Genomic DNA, 16,506 nt, shown 5'->3' on the forward strand with positions numbered 1-16,506 from the left:
TTATCCACAGCCGCGCCATGATCCGCACGTCCGACATCCAGCACATCGAGCAGGCTCCCGCGCCGGGACCCTCGCCGCTGGAGGTCGCGCGCCTGATCCTGGCCGGCTTTGACCGGCACTACGCGCTGTTCCGCTACAGCGCGCAGCGTGCCAAGGCGCTGTTTGAATCCGGCGACTGGCACGGCATCCAGCACCTGTCGCGCGAACGCATCGAGTACTACGACATGCGCGTGCGCGAATGCGCCACGCAACTGGAAGGCGTGCTGCGCGGCCGGCCAGAGGGTGCGGTCGGCGGCACGGGCAACGGCGCCGAGCACGCCGCCAAGAACGGCAACGGCGCCGCCGCCCCGTCCCTGACCGACGCGCAGACGGCGTACTGGCAGCAGATCAAGCAGGAGTTCGTCGGCCTCTTGGGCGAACACCGCCAGCCCGAATGCGCCGAGACCTTCTTCAACTCGGTGTCGTGCCGGCTGCTGCACCGCGACTACTTCCACAACGATTTCCTGTTCGTCAGGCCGGCGGTCGCCACCGACTACCTGGACAGCAGCGTGCCGTCCTACCGCGTGTACTACCCGGTGACCGACGGCCTGGAAAAAAGCCTGATCCGCATGGTGGCCGACTTCGGTCTGGCGCTGCCTTTTGAAGACCTGCCGCGCGACACCCGCCTGCTGGCGCGCGCCGCCGTCTCCAAGCTGCGCGCGGTGCTGCCGCGCCACGTCGGCCGGCGCATCGCCACCGACTGCCAGATCCACGCGCTGGGATCGCTGTTCTTTCGCAACAAGGGCGCCTACATCGTCGGCCGCCTGATCAACCAGACTACCGTCTATCCCTTTGCCATCGCGCTGACGCGCAATCCGGCGGGGCAGGTGACGCTGGACGCGCTGCTGCTGGGCGCGGACGACCTGAGCACGCTGTTCAGCTTTACCCGCGCGTATTTCCTGGTGGACATGGAAACGCCCGCGGCCGTGGTGAATTTTCTGTCGAGCCTGTTGCCGCGCAAGCCCAAGGCCGAGCTCTACACCATGATCGGCCTGCAAAAGCAGGGCAAGACGCTGTTCTACCGCGACTTCCTGCACCACCTGGCCCACTCGCGCGACGCCTTCGACATCGCGCCCGGCATCAAGGGCATGGTGATGTGCGTGTTCACGCTGCCGTCCTATCCGTACGTGTTCAAGCTCATCAAGGACCGCATCGACAAGGACGGCATGGACCACGCCACCGTGCGGCGCAAGTATCAGATGGTCAAGCTGCACGACCGCGTGGGCCGCATGGCCGACACCTGGGAATATTCACAGGTCGCCCTGCCGCGCGCCCGCTTTGCGCCCGCGCTGCTGGACGAACTGCGGCGCCTGGTGCCCAGCCTCATCGAGGAAACCGGCGACACCGTCGTCATCCGCCACGTCTACATCGAACGCCGGATGACGCCGCTGAACCTGTATCTGCAGCAGGCGCCGGACGCGCTGCTGGACCACGCCGTGCGCGAATACGGGGACGCCATCCGGCAACTGGCCGCGGCCAACATCTTCCCCGGCGACATGCTTTACAAGAATTTCGGCGTCACGCGCCTGGGCCGCGTCGTCTTTTATGACTACGACGAAATCCAGCGCATGACCGAGATGAACTTCCGGCGCATCCCGCCGGCCCCGAACGAAGAAGCGGAGATGGCTTCCGAACCCTGGTACGCCATCGGCCCGAACGACGTCTTCCCCGAGGAATTCGGCCGCTTCCTGCTGGGCGACGCGCGCGTGCGCGGCGCCTTCATGCGTCACCATGCCGACCTGCTGGAACCGGACTGGTGGCAGGCCTGCCGCGCCCACGTGGCGCAAGGCCGGATCGAAGAATTTTTCCCTTACGATAAGGACAGACGCCTGCGTGCAGACCGCCCTTCAAACGGCAACGCGGTGTTGTAACCCAATCGCTGTCCCGACCCTCACAGGAGCAAGTCATGTCAGATCCCATCGTCATCGTTTCCGTCGCCCGCACGCCCATGGGCGGCATGCTGGGCAACCTGTCCGGCCTGGCCGCGCACGAGCTGGGCTCGGTCGCCATCAAGGCCGCCGTCGAACGCGCCGGCATCAAGCCCGAGCAGGTCGACGAAGTCATCATGGGCAACGTGCTGCAAGCCGGCCAGGGCCAGGCGCCCGCCCGTCAGGCCGCGCTGGGCGCCGGCCTGCCGCTGGGCGTGGCGTGCACCACCATCCACAAGGTTTGCGGCTCGGGCCTGAAGGCCGCGATGTTCGGCCATGACCTGCTGGCCTCGGGCAGCGCCGAAATCGTCGTCGCCGGCGGCCAGGAAAGCATGAGCAACGCGCCTTACCTGCTGCTCAAGGGCCGCCAGGGCTACCGCTACGGCCACAACACCGTGTACGACCACATGGCGCTGGACGGTCTGGAAGACGCCTACGACAAGGGCAAGGCCATGGGCGTGTTCGCCGAGGACTGCGCCTCCAAGTACTCGTTCACGCGCGAACAGCAGGACGCGTTCTCGCTGGAATCGCTGCGCCGCGCGCGCGCCGCTTCGGAAGACGGCAGCTTCAAGTGGGAAATCGCCCCCGTCACCGTGGCTGGCCGCAAGGGCGACACCGTGATCGACACCGACGAAGCGCCCACCAAGGCCATGCCGGAAAAGATCCCGACGCTCAAGCCCGCGTTCAAGAAGGACGGCACCGTCACCGCCGCGAACTCGTCGTCGATCTCCGACGGCGCCGCCGCCATGGTGCTGATGCGCGCGTCCACCGCCGAAAAGCTCGGCGTCAAGCCGCTGGCCCGCATCGTCGCGCACTCGCAGCACTCGCAGGAACCCAACTGGTTCACCACCGCCCCCGTCGGCGCGCTGAAGAACCTGTTCAACAAGACCGGCTGGAAGGCCGAGGACGTGGACCTGTACGAGATCAACGAAGCCTTCGCAGTGGTCACCATGGCCGCCATGACCGACTTCAAGCTCTCGCCTGAAAAGGTCAACATCCACGGCGGCGCCACCGCGCTGGGCCACCCGATCGGCGCCTCCGGCGCACGCCTGATGGCCACTCTGATCGGCGCCCTGCGCAAGACCGGCGGCAAGCGCGGCGTGGCCACGCTGTGCATCGGCGGCGGCGAAGCCGTCGCGATGGCTATCGAAATGGTCTAAGCAGCTGCCTGCTTGAGGTGCGGGCTTCGGCCCGTTCCTTGAGCAGGATTCCGCTGCGCCTTTCTGGCATGGCAACCACCGCGACGGGTCGGTCGCGGGCCAAGCAGGAAAGGCGCAACGAAATCCCGATTTCTCTAATCGACAAGAATGCCCGGCCCACCGGGCAGCGAGACAGCCCGCTCACACCGAGCGCCTTCAAATTCCAATCAAGCAGGACGGGTGGTACCCCATGCCCATCATCGAATCCCGCATCAATCCGCGGTCGCAGGACTACATCGACAACGCCAGCGCCATGCAGGCGCAACTGGACGATCTGAACCAGCAACTGGCGCAGACGGCCTTGGGCGGCAGCGAATCCGCTCGCGCCAAGCACACGGCGCGCGGCAAGCTCCTGCCGCGCGACCGCGTGGAGAACCTGATCGATCCGGGCACCCCGTTCCTGGAACTGTCGCCGATGGCGGCGCACGGCATGTATGACGGCGACGCGCCCGGCGCGGGCGTCATCACCGGCATCGGCCGCGTGTCCGGCACCGAGTGCGTGATCGTCTGCAACGACGCCACGGTCAAGGGCGGCACCTACTATCCGATGACGGTCAAAAAGCACTTGCGCGCGCAAGAGATCGCCGCGCAGAACAACCTGCCGTGCGTGTATCTGGTGGACTCGGGCGGCGCCAACCTGCCGCAGCAGGACGAGGTCTTTCCCGACCGCGACCACTTCGGCCGCATCTTCTACAACCAGGCGCAGATGTCGGCGCAAGGCATCGCGCAGATCGCCGTGGTGATGGGTTCGTGCACCGCCGGCGGCGCCTATGTGCCCGCCATGAGCGACGAGTCCATCATCGTGCGCAACCAGGGCACCATCTTTCTGGGCGGCCCGCCGCTGGTCAAGGCCGCCACCGGCGAAGAAGTCAGCGCCGAAGACCTGGGCGGCGGCGACGTGCACACGCGCCTGTCCGGCGTGGTCGACCACCTGGCCGCCAACGACATGCACGCGCTGCAACTGGCTCGCAATGCGGTAGCGCGCCTGAACCGCAAAAAGCCGCAGCCGCTGGCCACGATTCCCGTGCGCGAGCCGCGCTTCGATCCCAGCGAACTGAACGGCATCATTCCCGCCGACACCCGCAAGCCCTACGACGTGCGCGAAGTCATCGCGCGCATCGTCGACGGCTCCGAGTTCGACGAGTTCAAGGCGCGCTTCGGCCCCACGCTGGTCACCGGCTTTGCGCACATCCACGGCATGCCCGTCGGCATCGTCGCCAACAACGGCATCCTGTTCTCCGAGTCCGCGCAGAAGGGCGCGCACTTCATCGAACTGTGCGCGCAACGCAAGATCCCGCTGGTCTTCCTGCAGAACATCACCGGCTTCATGGTCGGCCGCAAGTACGAAAACGAAGGCATCGCGCGCCACGGCGCCAAGATGGTGACGGCCGTGGCCACCGCCAACGTGCCCAAGTTCACCGTCCTGATCGGCGGCTCGTTCGGCGCCGGCAACTACGGCATGTGCGGCCGCGCCTATTCGCCGCGCATGCTCTTCATGTGGCCCAACGCCCGCATCTCGGTCATGGGCGGCGAGCAGGCCGCCAGCGTGCTGGCGACTGTGAAGCGCGACGGTATCGAGGCGCGCGGCGGGCAATGGTCGGCGGACGAAGAGAACGCCTTCAAGGCCCCGATCCGCGAACAGTACGAACGCGAAGGCCATCCGTATTACGCCACTGCGCGGTTGTGGGATGACGGCATCATCGCCCCCGCCGACACGCGCCGCGTGCTGGGACTGGCGTTGTCCGCCGCGCTGAACGCGCCCATTGAAGACACGAAGTTCGGTGTCTTCCGGATGTAGGTCGCACGCATAGGCCGCACCCCACTTCTACGCGCTTCGCGCCCTTTCCGAACACTCCAGCTTGGATAACGCAATGTTCGATACTGTGCTGATTGCCAACCGCGGCGAAATCGCCTGCCGCGTCGCCGCCACCGCTCGCCGCATGGGCCTGCGCACCGTCGCCGTCTATTCCGATGCGGACGCCAACTCGCGCCACGTCGCCGCCTGCGACCAGGCCGTCTACATCGGCGGCTCCGAGCCGCGCGCCAGCTACCTGCGCGCCGACGCCATCCTGCAAGCTGCGCGCGACACCGGCGCCGGCGCCATCCATCCCGGCTACGGCTTCCTGTCCGAGAACGAAGCCTTCGCCCAGGCCGCGCAAGATGCCGGCATCGCCTTCGTCGGCCCGCCGGCATCGGCCATCGCCGCCATGGGCAGCAAGTCCGCCGCCAAGACCCTCATGGAAAAAGCCGGCGTGCCGCTCGTGCCCGGCTACCACGGCGACAACCAGGACCCGCAGTTCCTCAAGTCGCAGGCCGACGGCATCGGCTATCCCGTGCTCATCAAGGCCAGCGCGGGCGGCGGCGGCAAAGGCATGCGCATCGTCGAATCCTCCGGCGCGTTCCTGGACGCGTTGGCCTCGTGCCAGCGCGAAGCCGCCTCCAGCTTCGGCGACGACCGCGTCCTGATCGAACGCTATCTGCAAAAGCCGCGCCACATCGAAATCCAGGTGTTCGCCGACACGCACGGCAACTGCGTGTACCTCTTCGAGCGCGACTGCTCCGTGCAGCGCCGCCACCAGAAGGTCATCGAAGAAGCCCCCGCCCCCGGCATGACCGAAGAACGCCGCCGCGCCATGGGCGAAGCCGCCGTCTCCGCCGCGCGCGCCGTCGGCTACGTGGGCGCGGGCACGGTGGAATTCATCGCCGAGCCCGACGGCCGCTTCTACTTCATGGAAATGAACACGCGCCTGCAGGTCGAGCACCCGGTCACCGAAATGATCACCGGCCACGACCTCGTCGAATGGCAACTGCGCGTCGCCGCCGGCCAGCCGCTGCCCGCGCGCCAGGAAGACCTGCGCATCAACGGCCACGCCATCGAGGCCCGCATCTACGCCGAGAACCCCGAGAAGGGCTTTTTGCCGTCCATCGGCACGCTCGCCTACCTGGGCCTGCCGCCGCACACCGCGTTTGCCATCGGCGACATCCGCGTCGACGGCGGCGTGCGCATGGGCGACACGATCACCCCGTTCTACGACCCGATGATCGCCAAGCTCATCGTGCACGGCGCCGACCGCGACCAGGCCCGCGCCCGCATGCTGCAAGCGCTGGCGCAGACGCAGGCTGTCGGTGTGCAGACCAACGTCGCCTTCCTGGCGCGGCTGATGAAGGACAGCGCCTTTGCGGCTGCCGATCTGGATACCGGCCTCATCGAGCGCCAACGCGCCACGCTGCTGCCCGACCCGCAACCTGCCGACGCCGACGCGCTGGCCCTGGCCACCGCAGCCGTGCTGGTGCGGCAAGGCCTGGCCCAGCCGGGCGCACAGGGCGCAGGCAAAGGCCCCACCGACCCGTGGGACGCGCGCGACGGCTGGCGTCTGGGCGGCCAATATCGGCGCCAACTGCAATGGACCGACAACGGCGAAGCTCGTCACGTCACCGTCGCCCGTCAGGGCGGCGCGTGGACGCTGGACACCGGCGACGGCGCACGCCCCTTCCTGTGGCGTTCACACGCCAGCGCCAACCCCAACCTGGCCTATGGCCTGCGCATCACGCTGCAAGGCCATGAAAGCGCCGGCACCGTCGTCCTGCACGGCGACCGCGCCTACGTCTTCCGCGAAGACGGCTCGCACGTCCTGGAGCTGTATGACGCGCTGACGCACTCGCAGGACACGCAGGGCGAGCACGGCGCGGGTCTGGCCGCGCCCATGCCGGGCAAGATCATCTCGATCTCGGTCAAGGCGGGCGACAAGGTGGAGAAGGGCCAGCCGCTGCTCGTGATGGAAGCGATGAAGATGGAACACACCATTTCCGCCACCGCGGATGGGACGGTTGGGGAAGTGTTCTATGGGGTGGGCGATCAGGTGACAGAAGGCGCCGAACTGGTGTCGATCGAGTAACGGCCGGTTGAGAACGTACCCGACGGCTTCCGGCGGTATCGCCGGGAGCCGTTTTGTTTTGTGGCGGGCCGTGATCCAGCTCTCGCTGTTGCGCCTCAATGAGCGCCACGTGGCCGGCGCCTCAAAAGGCCCGTCCGGCCGCGCGCTGGCGCTTCTGGTCCCGGTTTAGCTGTCCGTCAGCGCCCCTCGCCTAGAATCGGCGCTTCCCCCCGCGCCACGCCCACCATGTCCGCCGCCGACACGCCCAGTCCACTTTCCCGTCCGCCGTTCCTGCATTTCCTCTGCGGCCGCGTCGCCGCATCGCTGGCATTCCAGATCGTCTCCGTCGCCGTGGGCTGGCAGATCTACGCGCTGTCCGGCAGCGCGCTCGACCTCGGCCTCATCGGCCTTGCCCAGTTCCTCCCGATGGCCGCACTCACGCTCGTCGTCGGCCACGTCGCCGACCGCTACGACCGCCGCAAGATCGTCGCCATCTGCATGGCGCTCGAAGCCCTGGCCACGCTGGTCCTCGCCATCGCCGCGCTGCACGGCGTCGGCGGCAAGACGCTCATCTACGCCACCATCATCATCATGAGCTCGGCGCGCGCCTTCGAAGCGCCGACCCTCTCCACGCTCATCCCCGCCGTCGTCCCCCGCGAATGGCTGCCGCGCGCCACCGCGCTGTCCTCCTCCGGCGGTCAGATCGCCCAGATCGCCGGCCCCGCGCTGGGCGGCGTCGGCTACAGCCTCGGGGCAGGGTGGATCTACTGCGTCGCCGCCGCGTTGTATCTGACGGCCTTCATCGCCATTGCCACCCTCGTCATCGAACGCGCGCCGCCGCGCAAAGAGCCCACGACGTGGCACACGCTGTTTGGCGGCATCACCTTCATATTCCAGCGCCGGTTGCTGCTGGGCACGCTGTCGCTGGATCTCTTTGCGGTGCTGCTGGGCGGGGCGACGGCGTTGCTGCCGATCTTTGCCAAGGACATTCTCAATGCGGGGCCGTGGGCGCTTGGCGCTTTGCGTGCGGCGCCCGCGTGCGGTGCGGCGCTGATGTCGTTGACGCTGGCGCGTTTGAGCCTCGGTGAGAACGTTGGCCGGCTGCTGTTCGGCTCGCTGATCGTGTTCGGTCTGGCAACCACGGTGTTTGGGCTGTCGACGTCGATCCCGCTATCGATCGCCGCGCTGGTGGTGCTTGGCGCGGCCGATGCGGTCAGCGTTGTCGTGCGGTCATCGCTGGTGCAGTTGAATACGCCCGATCACATGCTGGGCCGGGTCAGCGCGGTGAACACCTTGTTCGTCGGCGCGTCGAATCAGCTTGGAGAATTTGAGTCGGGGCTGACTGCGCAATTGTTCGGCGCGGTGCCCGCCGTGTTGATTGGCGGGGTGGGGACGATTGCGGTCGCAGCGCTTTGGATGCGGTGGTTTCCAGAGTTGAGGCGGCTTCGGACGTTGAATGGGAATGAGGTGGCGCAGACCTAGGCGCTATTTCCAGCTTTCCTTACTCATCTCAAACCGATTAGGTACCCCAGCCGCCAGTTCGAAATAGTACTTAGGTTCCCGATAAACCAGCTCCTTCAACGCGGCATCCAGCTTCGGCAGCTGGAAACTGGCAGCACTACGCGCCTTCCGAAAATCCTCGATGCTGGCGGGCAGACGTTCGAGCGTCATCGACTCCAGCAAACACACCCATTCCCGGGCCAACACCCCGCACGAATCCTTGACCATGACCGGCTGGTCGTCCGGCAGCTTGAATCCATCCATCAGCACCACGTCGCCCGCCTTCAGCGTGATCGTGGCCAACGGCGTGAAGAGCAGCTCGGTGTCAACGCCAGCAACCGGCACCATCTCCGCCGTGCGTTCGTGGAATGCGCGTTTGGCGTCCTCGACCCAGCGATACTCCCGCGCGGCCTCATTGCAGCCTTCCCCGAAGCGCAACATGACCTGGCAACCTTCGCCCAGCCCATCCTCGCCGGGTGCAAGCGGCGTCCAGGGTCCTGTCTTCTTGAAGTCGACATCCGCCGTCTCCGTCAGCGTTGCCATGCCCAGATCTTTCTGAAAGTCCATCGACTTGGCGCGCGCGTCCGTGTCCGGCACAGCCGTCCGCGGCTGGTGATAGGTAATGCGGTTGAGCCGGTATTCGCCGGGCCAGACCGGAATCACCTGATACGTCAATCCGCCGCGCGTCGTCTGAAACATCGGCCCGAGGTCGGCGGCATCGAACTTGTGCTTGCCTTGCCCCACCGTCATCGCGTATCCCTTCTCGGTCACATGCTGCCAATGCAAAAGCGTGCTGCTCTGGCGTGTGAATTGGTCCCGCGTGGCGGCATCGTCAAAATCGCGCTGCGGCTGCGCATCGAAATTGACGGTCGGCATCACCACCAGCGCCATGTCCTCGCGGGCTTGATCCAGCAGCTTGTCGGTGTTCGCGCGATGTCGCTCTCTCAGGGCTGCGGCCTCGGCGTCCAGCGCGCGATCCGTTGGCGACTGTGCCAACGCAGCAAGCGGGGCGAACAGGACAGACATGCATACAAGGGCAACCACGCGGCGAAACAGGGTCATCGGTCTTCGTTCCTCTGTGAGTTCGGGTGTTGAGCAAACAGGCGCCTGCCACCATCGGGCTGAATCCTGCCAGCGCGAAATCGGGCGAGACGGCCAGGGCATCATATCGCGGCAAGTGTCGGCGGAATGCGCCAAGCCGCATCGCGCTATTGGCCACGCCGCACACACGCCCGTGCCCGTGCCGCCGCACAGAGTAGACTGGCAGCCTCTCTCAACATTCCGAGTCCCCCTTCATGCTCGTTAAAGCTCTACGTGTCGGCCTGGGTCAAATCATTGTCCTGGGCGACGCACTGACCCGTCCGCGTCCGCAGAAGCGCTCGCCGCAAGGCCAGGCCGCCGTCAATGCCGACGCGGCCGCGCTCTCGCTGTATCAATTCCAGGCCTGCCCCTTCTGCGTGAAGACACGCCGCGCCATGCATCGGCTCAACGTGCCGGTTGCATTGAAGGATGCCAAGCATGATCCCGAAGCACGCGCCGCGTTGCTGGCGGGCGGCGGCAAGGTGAAGGTGCCTTGCTTGCGCATCGAAGACGCCGAGGGCACGCGCTGGATGTACGAGTCAAACGACATCATCGCGTACCTGGAAAAGCGGTTTGCCAACGTCGCCTGATTGAGCCGCACGATCATGATGCCTGCCGTGATTCGGATGACCATTGCGCTATGCGCCACCAGCCTGCTCGCCGCATGCGAACCGTCGCTGCCGCCACCGCCGGCCGGATCCAAGCTCACCGCCGAAACCATCGCAACGCGCGAGGCGCCGGCTAAACATCAGTTCAAGGGCGTGCTCGCTGGAAAACCCATTCATCTGCTTGCGCATAACTGCAAGGTGTATCGGGTCGATCCTGCCGAAGGGGAGAACGTGAGTTGGACGCTGGTGCTGGAAGGCGATTTCTATCCCTTGCCGACGTCGTGCTTGAGTCAATCGCTTACGGAAGAAAAGGGCGGCGTCACGGCGTTTATTGGTCGGCAGGCGCTTGGGGCGGGGGGATGCTGCACGGGCACGCCGGAGTATCGGACGAAGGATGGGGTGACTTGGAAGCCGAATTGAATCCGTGTCACCCCGGCGCTCGGGTCAGGTGGGGCATGAAGATTGCCTCGCATGGCCCCTTTCCCGATTCAGCGCGATGAAACGGAGCGGCCTCGCGTCATCGATTCCAACACGCCATCCCGCCGCACCCAGCCATGAAACAACGCCGCAGCCAGATGCAGCAGCACCGTCGCGAACAGCAGGAAGGCCAGATAGCGATGCGCACCGCGTAGCCAACTGAACAACCCCGCATCCGCAGGCGCAATCGGCGGCAACTGCCAACCGCCCGCCACGATGGGATAACCACCCGCCGACAGCATCGCCCAGCCGATCAGCGGCATCGCCAACATCAGCGCATACAGCAGGACGTGCGAGGCCAGCGCCGCATGACGTTGCCAGGCCGGCAGATCAGCGGGCATCGCGGGCGCGCCCTTGACCACACGCCTGGCCAGCCGTATGCACACCAGCGCCAGCAGCGCCAGGCCCAACGGCTTATGAATCTGCACCAGCCACTGATGCCGTTCGGATACCGACGCCACCATGCCCACGCCGATGAACAGCATCGCGAGTATGCCGGCCGCCATCGACCAATGCAGCGCGCGTGCGAACAGGCTGAACGTGGCGGGGGGCCGGCGGGTTTGATTGGGCGACGAGATCATTGGGCGCGCTCCGGTTGGGTCGAATGGGATGACGCAGCAGCGGCTTGAGGCGGCCCTTCGCCCGTGCGGCGTTCATAAGAAGCCGCATAGGCCGCGGATCGCGCCGCCAGCAGCGGATCGTCGGAAACAGCGATGCCTTGCGGCAACACGGTCGGGTCGTAGTTCACGTCGCGGCACGGGCCGTCGCTTTGCGGCGCGCTGCTGGTTATCACCAAGGTGCCCGCATCAATGGTCGGCCGGTCCGCCGGCCACTGGCGCGTTGCGTCGTTGGTGGGATCGCCGGGCTGGCCCAACGTGAGCAGCAGACGCCAGCGCAACGGCCCTTGCGTCAGGCGCTGTTGCAGATCGGTCTGCAAATAGTCCGCATCGTGTCCCGGCCGCGCCACAGGCGCCGCCGCCGCGTCCAACGGCGCCAACTGCCAACGCACCGGCTGCCGCTTTCCGTTCCCATCGACCAGGTAGAACGCGTTCAGGCCGTAATAATCTTCGGTCGCGTAGCTGGCCGACGGCTTGGCGGTCTTGGCCCACGCGCGGAATGCGCCTGTTTCCGGATGCGCCGCGAAAAACGCCTGCATGCGCTGCGGATCGGGCTTGCCCGTCTTGGGGTCGGGCCGACCGGCTAGCTGCTGATCGTAGAACGCCTGCGGGGTCGACAGCGGAAACACCGGCATGCTGTTCATGCCGGTTCGCCATTGCTCGCCGTTGGCGGACGTGAACATCAAGGCGAAGCTGCGGATCGGGACGCTGGAGTCCGACGCGTAAGGATTCCCTCCGGGCAGGGCCAGCCGTCCCACCACGGGCGTGCTGCCAGGCGCGAACACCGAGGCAGTGGATAAGTCGTGTGCAGCGCCGCTGCTTTCAAAGCGGCCGATCACACAGACGCCTTTGGCGTGGTTGCGGCGGAAGCCCTCGTGGACGCCGCTGTTGGCTTCCAGGGCGTTTACCACGCGGTCTGGGGTCAGGCGTTGAGGGTCGAGCCAGCCACCGACGTAGGCGAATGCGGCGCCGGAGGCGAACACAATGGCGCCGATTGCCGTGAGACGAAGGAGGGTTTGGGGGGTAGTGAGCGGCCGGGGCTTCTGCGACCGGTCTTCCGAGGGCTGGCCACGTGGTTGCCGTGCACCCGAAGGTTGGCGATTCGGCGGCAGACGGCCCGGCGGCTGGCTTCCCGGTGGCGTTTGACCCGGCGGCGGGCCGTTGCGGTCAGATCCTTGTTGCATAAGGCTCCTTGCCCATGGGGCGATGAATACCCCTGTAGGACGCCACCCCAAAAAAGTTATTCCCCGATGGAATAAACCCGCCGGAGCAGCGTCTTACTGTATTGGCCTGTAAGCTGGCTACGCAGGCCTGTCCCAGGAACCCGCCATGATTCAACCGGTCCGCGTGCCGCCCGACGCGCCGGCATCCCCCGATGACGAGATGCCAGCGGAAGAACTCTCCGACGCCGTGCTGCGCCAACTACTGCCGCGCCTGCGGCGTTTTGCGCTGCGCCTCACGCGCGATGCGGTCGCGGCCGACGACCTGGTGCAATCCACCTTGGAAAGAGCGCTCACCCGCTGGCGCGGCCGCCGTCCCCAAGGCAACGTGCGCGCGTGGCTCTTCACCATCCTGTACCGCCAGTTTCTGGACGCCCAACGCCGCTCGCGCCGCTATGCGCGGCTGCTGTCATGGTTTGCCGGCTCCGACGCCGCCGCGCCGTCGGCCGAGCGCGAGGTCATCGCGCGATCTTCCCTGGATGTCTTCGAACGCCTGCCCGAGGCGCAGCGCACGCTGCTGTGGCTCGTCAGCGTGGAAGGCATGAGCTACAAGGCCGTCGCCGATGTTTTAGACGTGCCGCTCGGCACCGTCATGTCGCGCCTGTCCCGTGCGCGGAGTGCCTTGCGTGAATTGCATGAGGGGCAGGCCGGCGAGGCTCGTCTGAGGATATTGAAATGAAAGAACGCGCTATCGATGATCTGACGCGTAATGCGTATGTCGACGGACAGTTGGATCCGTCGCAATTGCAGGAGCTGCAGGCGTATTTGCGGGCGCATCCTGATGAGGCGCAGGAGCTGGAGGCGTGGCGACGGGATGCGCAGCGGCTGCGGGAAGGGGCTGGCAAGGATAGTTTGCCGGGTAATCCTGCGTTGGATCCTGCTGCGGTCCGCGCGGAGCTAAGAGTTCGCGCCCGGCGGCGGATGGTGATGGCGGCTAGTCTCGCTGTGGCGGTGGCGATTGGCGGCGTCACGGGATGGAGTGTTCGGGATACGGCCTTGGCGAATCGGGTGTTGCCGATGCAGGACGCGATGCAGGCTTATCGGTTGTTTGCGTCCGCGGATGCGCCGCAGCCGGATGTGCGTGCTGATGCTGGGGATTTGCAGGGGTGGTTGGATGCGTATTTTGCGAATGCGGAGCGGTTGCCTAATTTGAGCGATAGCGGGTTTAGGCCTGTTGGTGCGCGATTGTTGGCTACCGATCAGGGGCCGGCGGCGCTTGTCATTTATGAGAACGCGGGGCAGCGCGCTACGTTTTATATCCGGCCGCCTGGGCCGGGTGGGCAGTTTCTGGCGCTAGGGAGTCGCAGGGATGGGGAGCTGCTGGCGCGGTACTGGTCGGGGCAGGGGTACAACTATGCGTTGGTGACGGCGGGGGACGGGCACGGTCAGACAGCGCCGTTGAGTGAGTCGTGACGCCTGGGTAATCAGATCCCGGGCTCGGTGTACGTGATCGCCGAAATCGAAAGGCTCGGGCCTGTCGCACACTGCGGCAGGCCCGAGCTTTTTTTGACCTTATTGAATCGACGCAGGCGCGTCGTGCGTGGGATCGGCGTAGTCGGCGTCTTGTGCGCACGCTCGTGCCGTTTCCAGCATGGCCTCTGTCATGACGCCCATGTGCTCACACAATCCTTCCACGCCGCCTAACAATGCGGTCACGGTCCACGCATCCAGCGGCTGCGCGCCGGTGGCGTCGGGTTCGGAGGCGCTGTTGCCGACGAGGCGAGCGATCGACGCGATGGCATAGCGGGCGCGGTCGATGTTGTAGAGGTGGGAGAGCGGAACCAGGCCAAGTTCGGGATTGGTGTCGACGAACCAGGGATCTTGGGTAAGGGAGTGCTGCGTCATGGACAATCTCCTATAGCGGCGAACAAACCCGCACCCCACTTCCAAATGGGGAGGACGGGCACGAGTCGAGGTTGGAAGACCGGAGCTATAGGACCCGGCGTGCGCAAGCGCACCCCCGCCAAGGCCCGTCCATAGGGACGTACAGAGACGCGCGGACGCAAATAAGCCGCCTTAGCGGCGGCTGCCCGCCTATAGCTAACCGGCTTCCAAACCGGACTACCGTTGTTGCGGTAGTGGGGGGAGTATACGGCAGGGAGCTAAGAGGAAAACAACGAGAATGACGGATTTAGCTCTGCAGGATGACTTACCCCAAATGCTGGCTCTCGAACCACACCAGCAGAGAATCATCCCGTGGTACGAGGGCAAGGCAGAGCGACAGCCAATCATAATAGAGGCGACCGACCACCAAGACTTGCTGTTGTTCAACGAGATATTTGACGAGATTGGTTAATCGCTGCAAGTCTGAAACGAATACCCCGACTTTGGAACGTAAAAAGCTCGTCTATCGCGAGGTTATACGTGAGAGGGATTCCAATCCCTCTCAAGGAGAGCAGAACACTTCCGCAGCTTCGTTTAAGAATTGCATCGGTGTCTAAAAGTAGTGGACTGGAGCTTACCTTTGGCCAAAAGCAGCCCCGCGCGGATGCCAACCTCCCCACCCATTCGCGTCACTTAAATAAGATTTGCGCCGATTTGCTCGCGCTCAGATACGGGACGTTCGCATGCAGCACCACGTTGAGCGCATACCGTTTGGTGTCGTGCAGTGCAATATCGTCTCTAGCCAAGAAATTTACGATTGGAAATTCTGGTCACGAGCGCGTAGAATTCTTTAGTAACTCTTACTCAACAATAGAAGTCCATTTTTCGGGGGAACCGTGAGCGTCGACATCTATGCCTTCTATAACAATAAAGGCGGCGTTGGAAAAACCACGCTCGCACAGAATGCCGCCTGCCTGTACGCCGAAAAAAATCCAGAAAAACTCGTTCTCGTTGTCGACTTGTGCCCGCAAGCAAATATCTCGCAGTTTCTTTTGGGCGGTGGTCACAAGGGATACAGTGCAAATCAGAAGTTGCAATCCCTCGCGACGCGGCGCAACATCGTCGGCTTTATGGATTGGGTCCTAGCCGGCAACTCCGGCTTCACCAGCTTGACCGGTAGCTACCTCACTCAAGTTGCGCCCCACAACCCGCATGTTACGAACAATCTCTACCTGATTGCCGGAGATTCGTTTCTTGAATCCCTCACACTGGCGCTCAACTTCGCCACCATGAATCCGGCGAATATTTATGCATGGCGCGAGTATGTTACGGCTATCCGGCGCCTCTGCGACTTGGAGCTTCAGAACTCTGAATATGGCGAGATGACGGTCTTCATCGACTGCAATCCGAGTTTCTCTATCTATACACAGATGGCACTCGTATCTTCAGACTCGCTCGTCATACCCATGATGGCCGATTTCAGTTCGCTGGAGGGCATCAAGGGAATCTTGATGCTGCTTTATGGGAAGTACCCCTCCGCAGCGGTTCGCACATACGCAAACAAGGTGGTCACCTTCACGCGACAGATTCAAAATTCCCAACTCAGTCTGCCGAAAATATTCGAGCTCCCTTTCAATAACTTCACCGTTAATGCGGGCGTGGCAACAGCGTTCGACGCGATGCGAGAGGAACTGATCGAGTTCGCATATCAGCAGTACGTGGCTGACCCGTCGATCTTCTGCCCTCCCGGTAGCGCAGTAGGCAGCAAGGCGCAATTCGAAAGCCTGTACGTCTCCAACGTCAAAGATTTTCATACCGCAGGAAAAGTTTCGGCGAGCCTCGGAATCCCGATCCATCGGCTCCCAAATCAGACAAACTACCTGATGCCCAACGGTGAGAATGTGAATATCCCCAGCAAGAACTATGCTGCCTCGCTGAACCACGTGCATCAGTTCGTTGCAAAGCTCTGATCCGCACGGATACTTAAGTAACAGTCGTGCTTGCCTAGAATTTCGAGCCTGACATTAGCAGATCGTCAGGTACAACATCCAGGATATCCGCACAGGCCAGTAGCCGATGACGAATGTTTGAATATTGGAAACACGTCGACTCAGTCACTGGTCGACGTTGAGCCTACGT

Annotated in this window: 14 protein-coding genes; 10 read left to right on the forward strand and 4 right to left on the reverse strand. The window is 64.3% G+C overall.

Annotation, left to right across the window (positions count from 1 at the left end; translation table 11 throughout):
- The first annotated feature begins 17 nt into the window (after nucleotides 1-17).
- From aceK to ASD71_RS15920, 5 genes are all read left to right on the forward strand, one after another.
- Complete coding sequence (gene aceK / locus ASD71_RS15900) at nucleotides 18-1,910, forward strand: bifunctional isocitrate dehydrogenase kinase/phosphatase (RefSeq protein ID WP_056565776.1); 1,893 nt, start codon at nucleotides 18-20, stop codon at nucleotides 1,908-1,910.
- A gap of 35 nt (nucleotides 1,911-1,945) precedes the next feature.
- Entirely contained in the window at nucleotides 1,946-3,127 is a 1,182-nt protein-coding gene (locus ASD71_RS15905; protein WP_056565778.1) for an acetyl-CoA C-acetyltransferase, read from the forward strand.
- Nucleotides 3,128-3,356: 229 nt separating this feature from the next.
- Nucleotides 3,357-4,964, forward strand: coding sequence for a carboxyl transferase domain-containing protein (locus ASD71_RS15910; RefSeq protein ID WP_056565781.1), 1,608 nt, complete (start codon nucleotides 3,357-3,359; stop codon nucleotides 4,962-4,964).
- Nucleotides 4,965-5,037: 73 nt separating this feature from the next.
- The gene (locus tag ASD71_RS15915) at nucleotides 5,038-7,062 is read left to right on the forward strand and encodes an acetyl/propionyl/methylcrotonyl-CoA carboxylase subunit alpha (protein ID WP_056565784.1); all 2,025 of its coding nucleotides are present in this window, start codon (nucleotides 5,038-5,040) and stop codon (nucleotides 7,060-7,062) included.
- Nucleotides 7,063-7,287: 225 nt separating this feature from the next.
- Nucleotides 7,288-8,523, forward strand: coding sequence for an MFS transporter (locus ASD71_RS15920; protein ID WP_056565786.1), 1,236 nt, complete (start codon nucleotides 7,288-7,290; stop codon nucleotides 8,521-8,523).
- Nucleotides 8,524-8,526: 3 nt separating this feature from the next.
- Here the strand turns inward: ASD71_RS15920 and ASD71_RS15925 are convergent, their stop codons facing one another.
- Nucleotides 8,527-9,603, reverse strand: coding sequence for a hypothetical protein (locus ASD71_RS15925; protein WP_056565789.1), 1,077 nt, complete (start codon nucleotides 9,601-9,603; stop codon nucleotides 8,527-8,529).
- 233 nt (nucleotides 9,604-9,836) lie between these two features.
- Between ASD71_RS15925 and ASD71_RS15930 the strand changes: the two genes are divergently transcribed.
- Together ASD71_RS15930 and ASD71_RS15935 are read left to right on the forward strand one after the other, a co-directional pair.
- A complete protein-coding gene (locus ASD71_RS15930; RefSeq protein ID WP_056565791.1) occupies nucleotides 9,837-10,211 on the forward strand; it encodes a glutathione S-transferase N-terminal domain-containing protein in 375 nt (124 codons plus the stop codon).
- A 15-nt stretch (nucleotides 10,212-10,226) separates the two neighbouring features.
- The gene (locus ASD71_RS15935; RefSeq protein WP_056566977.1) at nucleotides 10,227-10,649 is read left to right on the forward strand and encodes a hypothetical protein; all 423 of its coding nucleotides are present in this window, start codon (nucleotides 10,227-10,229) and stop codon (nucleotides 10,647-10,649) included.
- Nucleotides 10,650-10,717: 68 nt separating this feature from the next.
- Here the strand turns inward: ASD71_RS15935 and ASD71_RS15940 are convergent, their stop codons facing one another.
- Both ASD71_RS15940 and ASD71_RS15945 read right to left on the reverse strand, forming a co-directional pair.
- Nucleotides 10,718-11,287, reverse strand: coding sequence for a cytochrome b (locus tag ASD71_RS15940; protein ID WP_056565794.1), 570 nt, complete (start codon nucleotides 11,285-11,287; stop codon nucleotides 10,718-10,720).
- On the reverse strand, nucleotides 11,284-12,318 hold the full coding sequence (locus tag ASD71_RS15945) for a catalase family peroxidase (protein ID WP_200949435.1): 1,035 nt from the start codon (nucleotides 12,316-12,318) through the stop codon (nucleotides 11,284-11,286). Before ASD71_RS15945 ends, ASD71_RS15940 begins: the two co-directional genes overlap by 4 nt.
- 388 nt (nucleotides 12,319-12,706) lie before the next feature.
- Between ASD71_RS15945 and ASD71_RS15950 the strand changes: the two genes are divergently transcribed.
- Together ASD71_RS15950 and ASD71_RS15955 are read left to right on the forward strand one after the other, a co-directional pair.
- Nucleotides 12,707-13,222 (forward strand): sigma-70 family RNA polymerase sigma factor, encoded by a 516-nt coding sequence (locus ASD71_RS15950; RefSeq protein WP_056566980.1) that lies wholly within the window; start codon nucleotides 12,707-12,709, stop codon nucleotides 13,220-13,222.
- Complete coding sequence (locus ASD71_RS15955; RefSeq protein ID WP_056565799.1) at nucleotides 13,219-13,956, forward strand: anti-sigma factor; 738 nt, start codon at nucleotides 13,219-13,221, stop codon at nucleotides 13,954-13,956. The genes ASD71_RS15950 and ASD71_RS15955 overlap by 4 nt, the downstream gene beginning before the upstream one ends.
- A gap of 99 nt (nucleotides 13,957-14,055) precedes the next feature.
- Here ASD71_RS15955 and ASD71_RS15960 read toward each other — a convergent pair whose 3' ends face one another.
- Entirely contained in the window at nucleotides 14,056-14,388 is a 333-nt protein-coding gene (locus ASD71_RS15960; RefSeq protein WP_056565802.1) for a hypothetical protein, read from the reverse strand.
- Between the two features lie 875 nt (nucleotides 14,389-15,263).
- Between ASD71_RS15960 and ASD71_RS15965 the strand changes: the two genes are divergently transcribed.
- Nucleotides 15,264-16,337 (forward strand): ParA family protein, encoded by a 1,074-nt coding sequence (locus ASD71_RS15965; RefSeq protein WP_056565805.1) that lies wholly within the window; start codon nucleotides 15,264-15,266, stop codon nucleotides 16,335-16,337.
- Nucleotides 16,338-16,506: the final 169 nt, after the last annotated feature.

The sequence above is a fragment of the Achromobacter sp. Root565 genome, from assembly GCF_001427425.1.
Taxonomy (GTDB): Bacteria; Pseudomonadota; Gammaproteobacteria; order Burkholderiales; family Burkholderiaceae_B; genus Achromobacter; species Achromobacter spanius_D.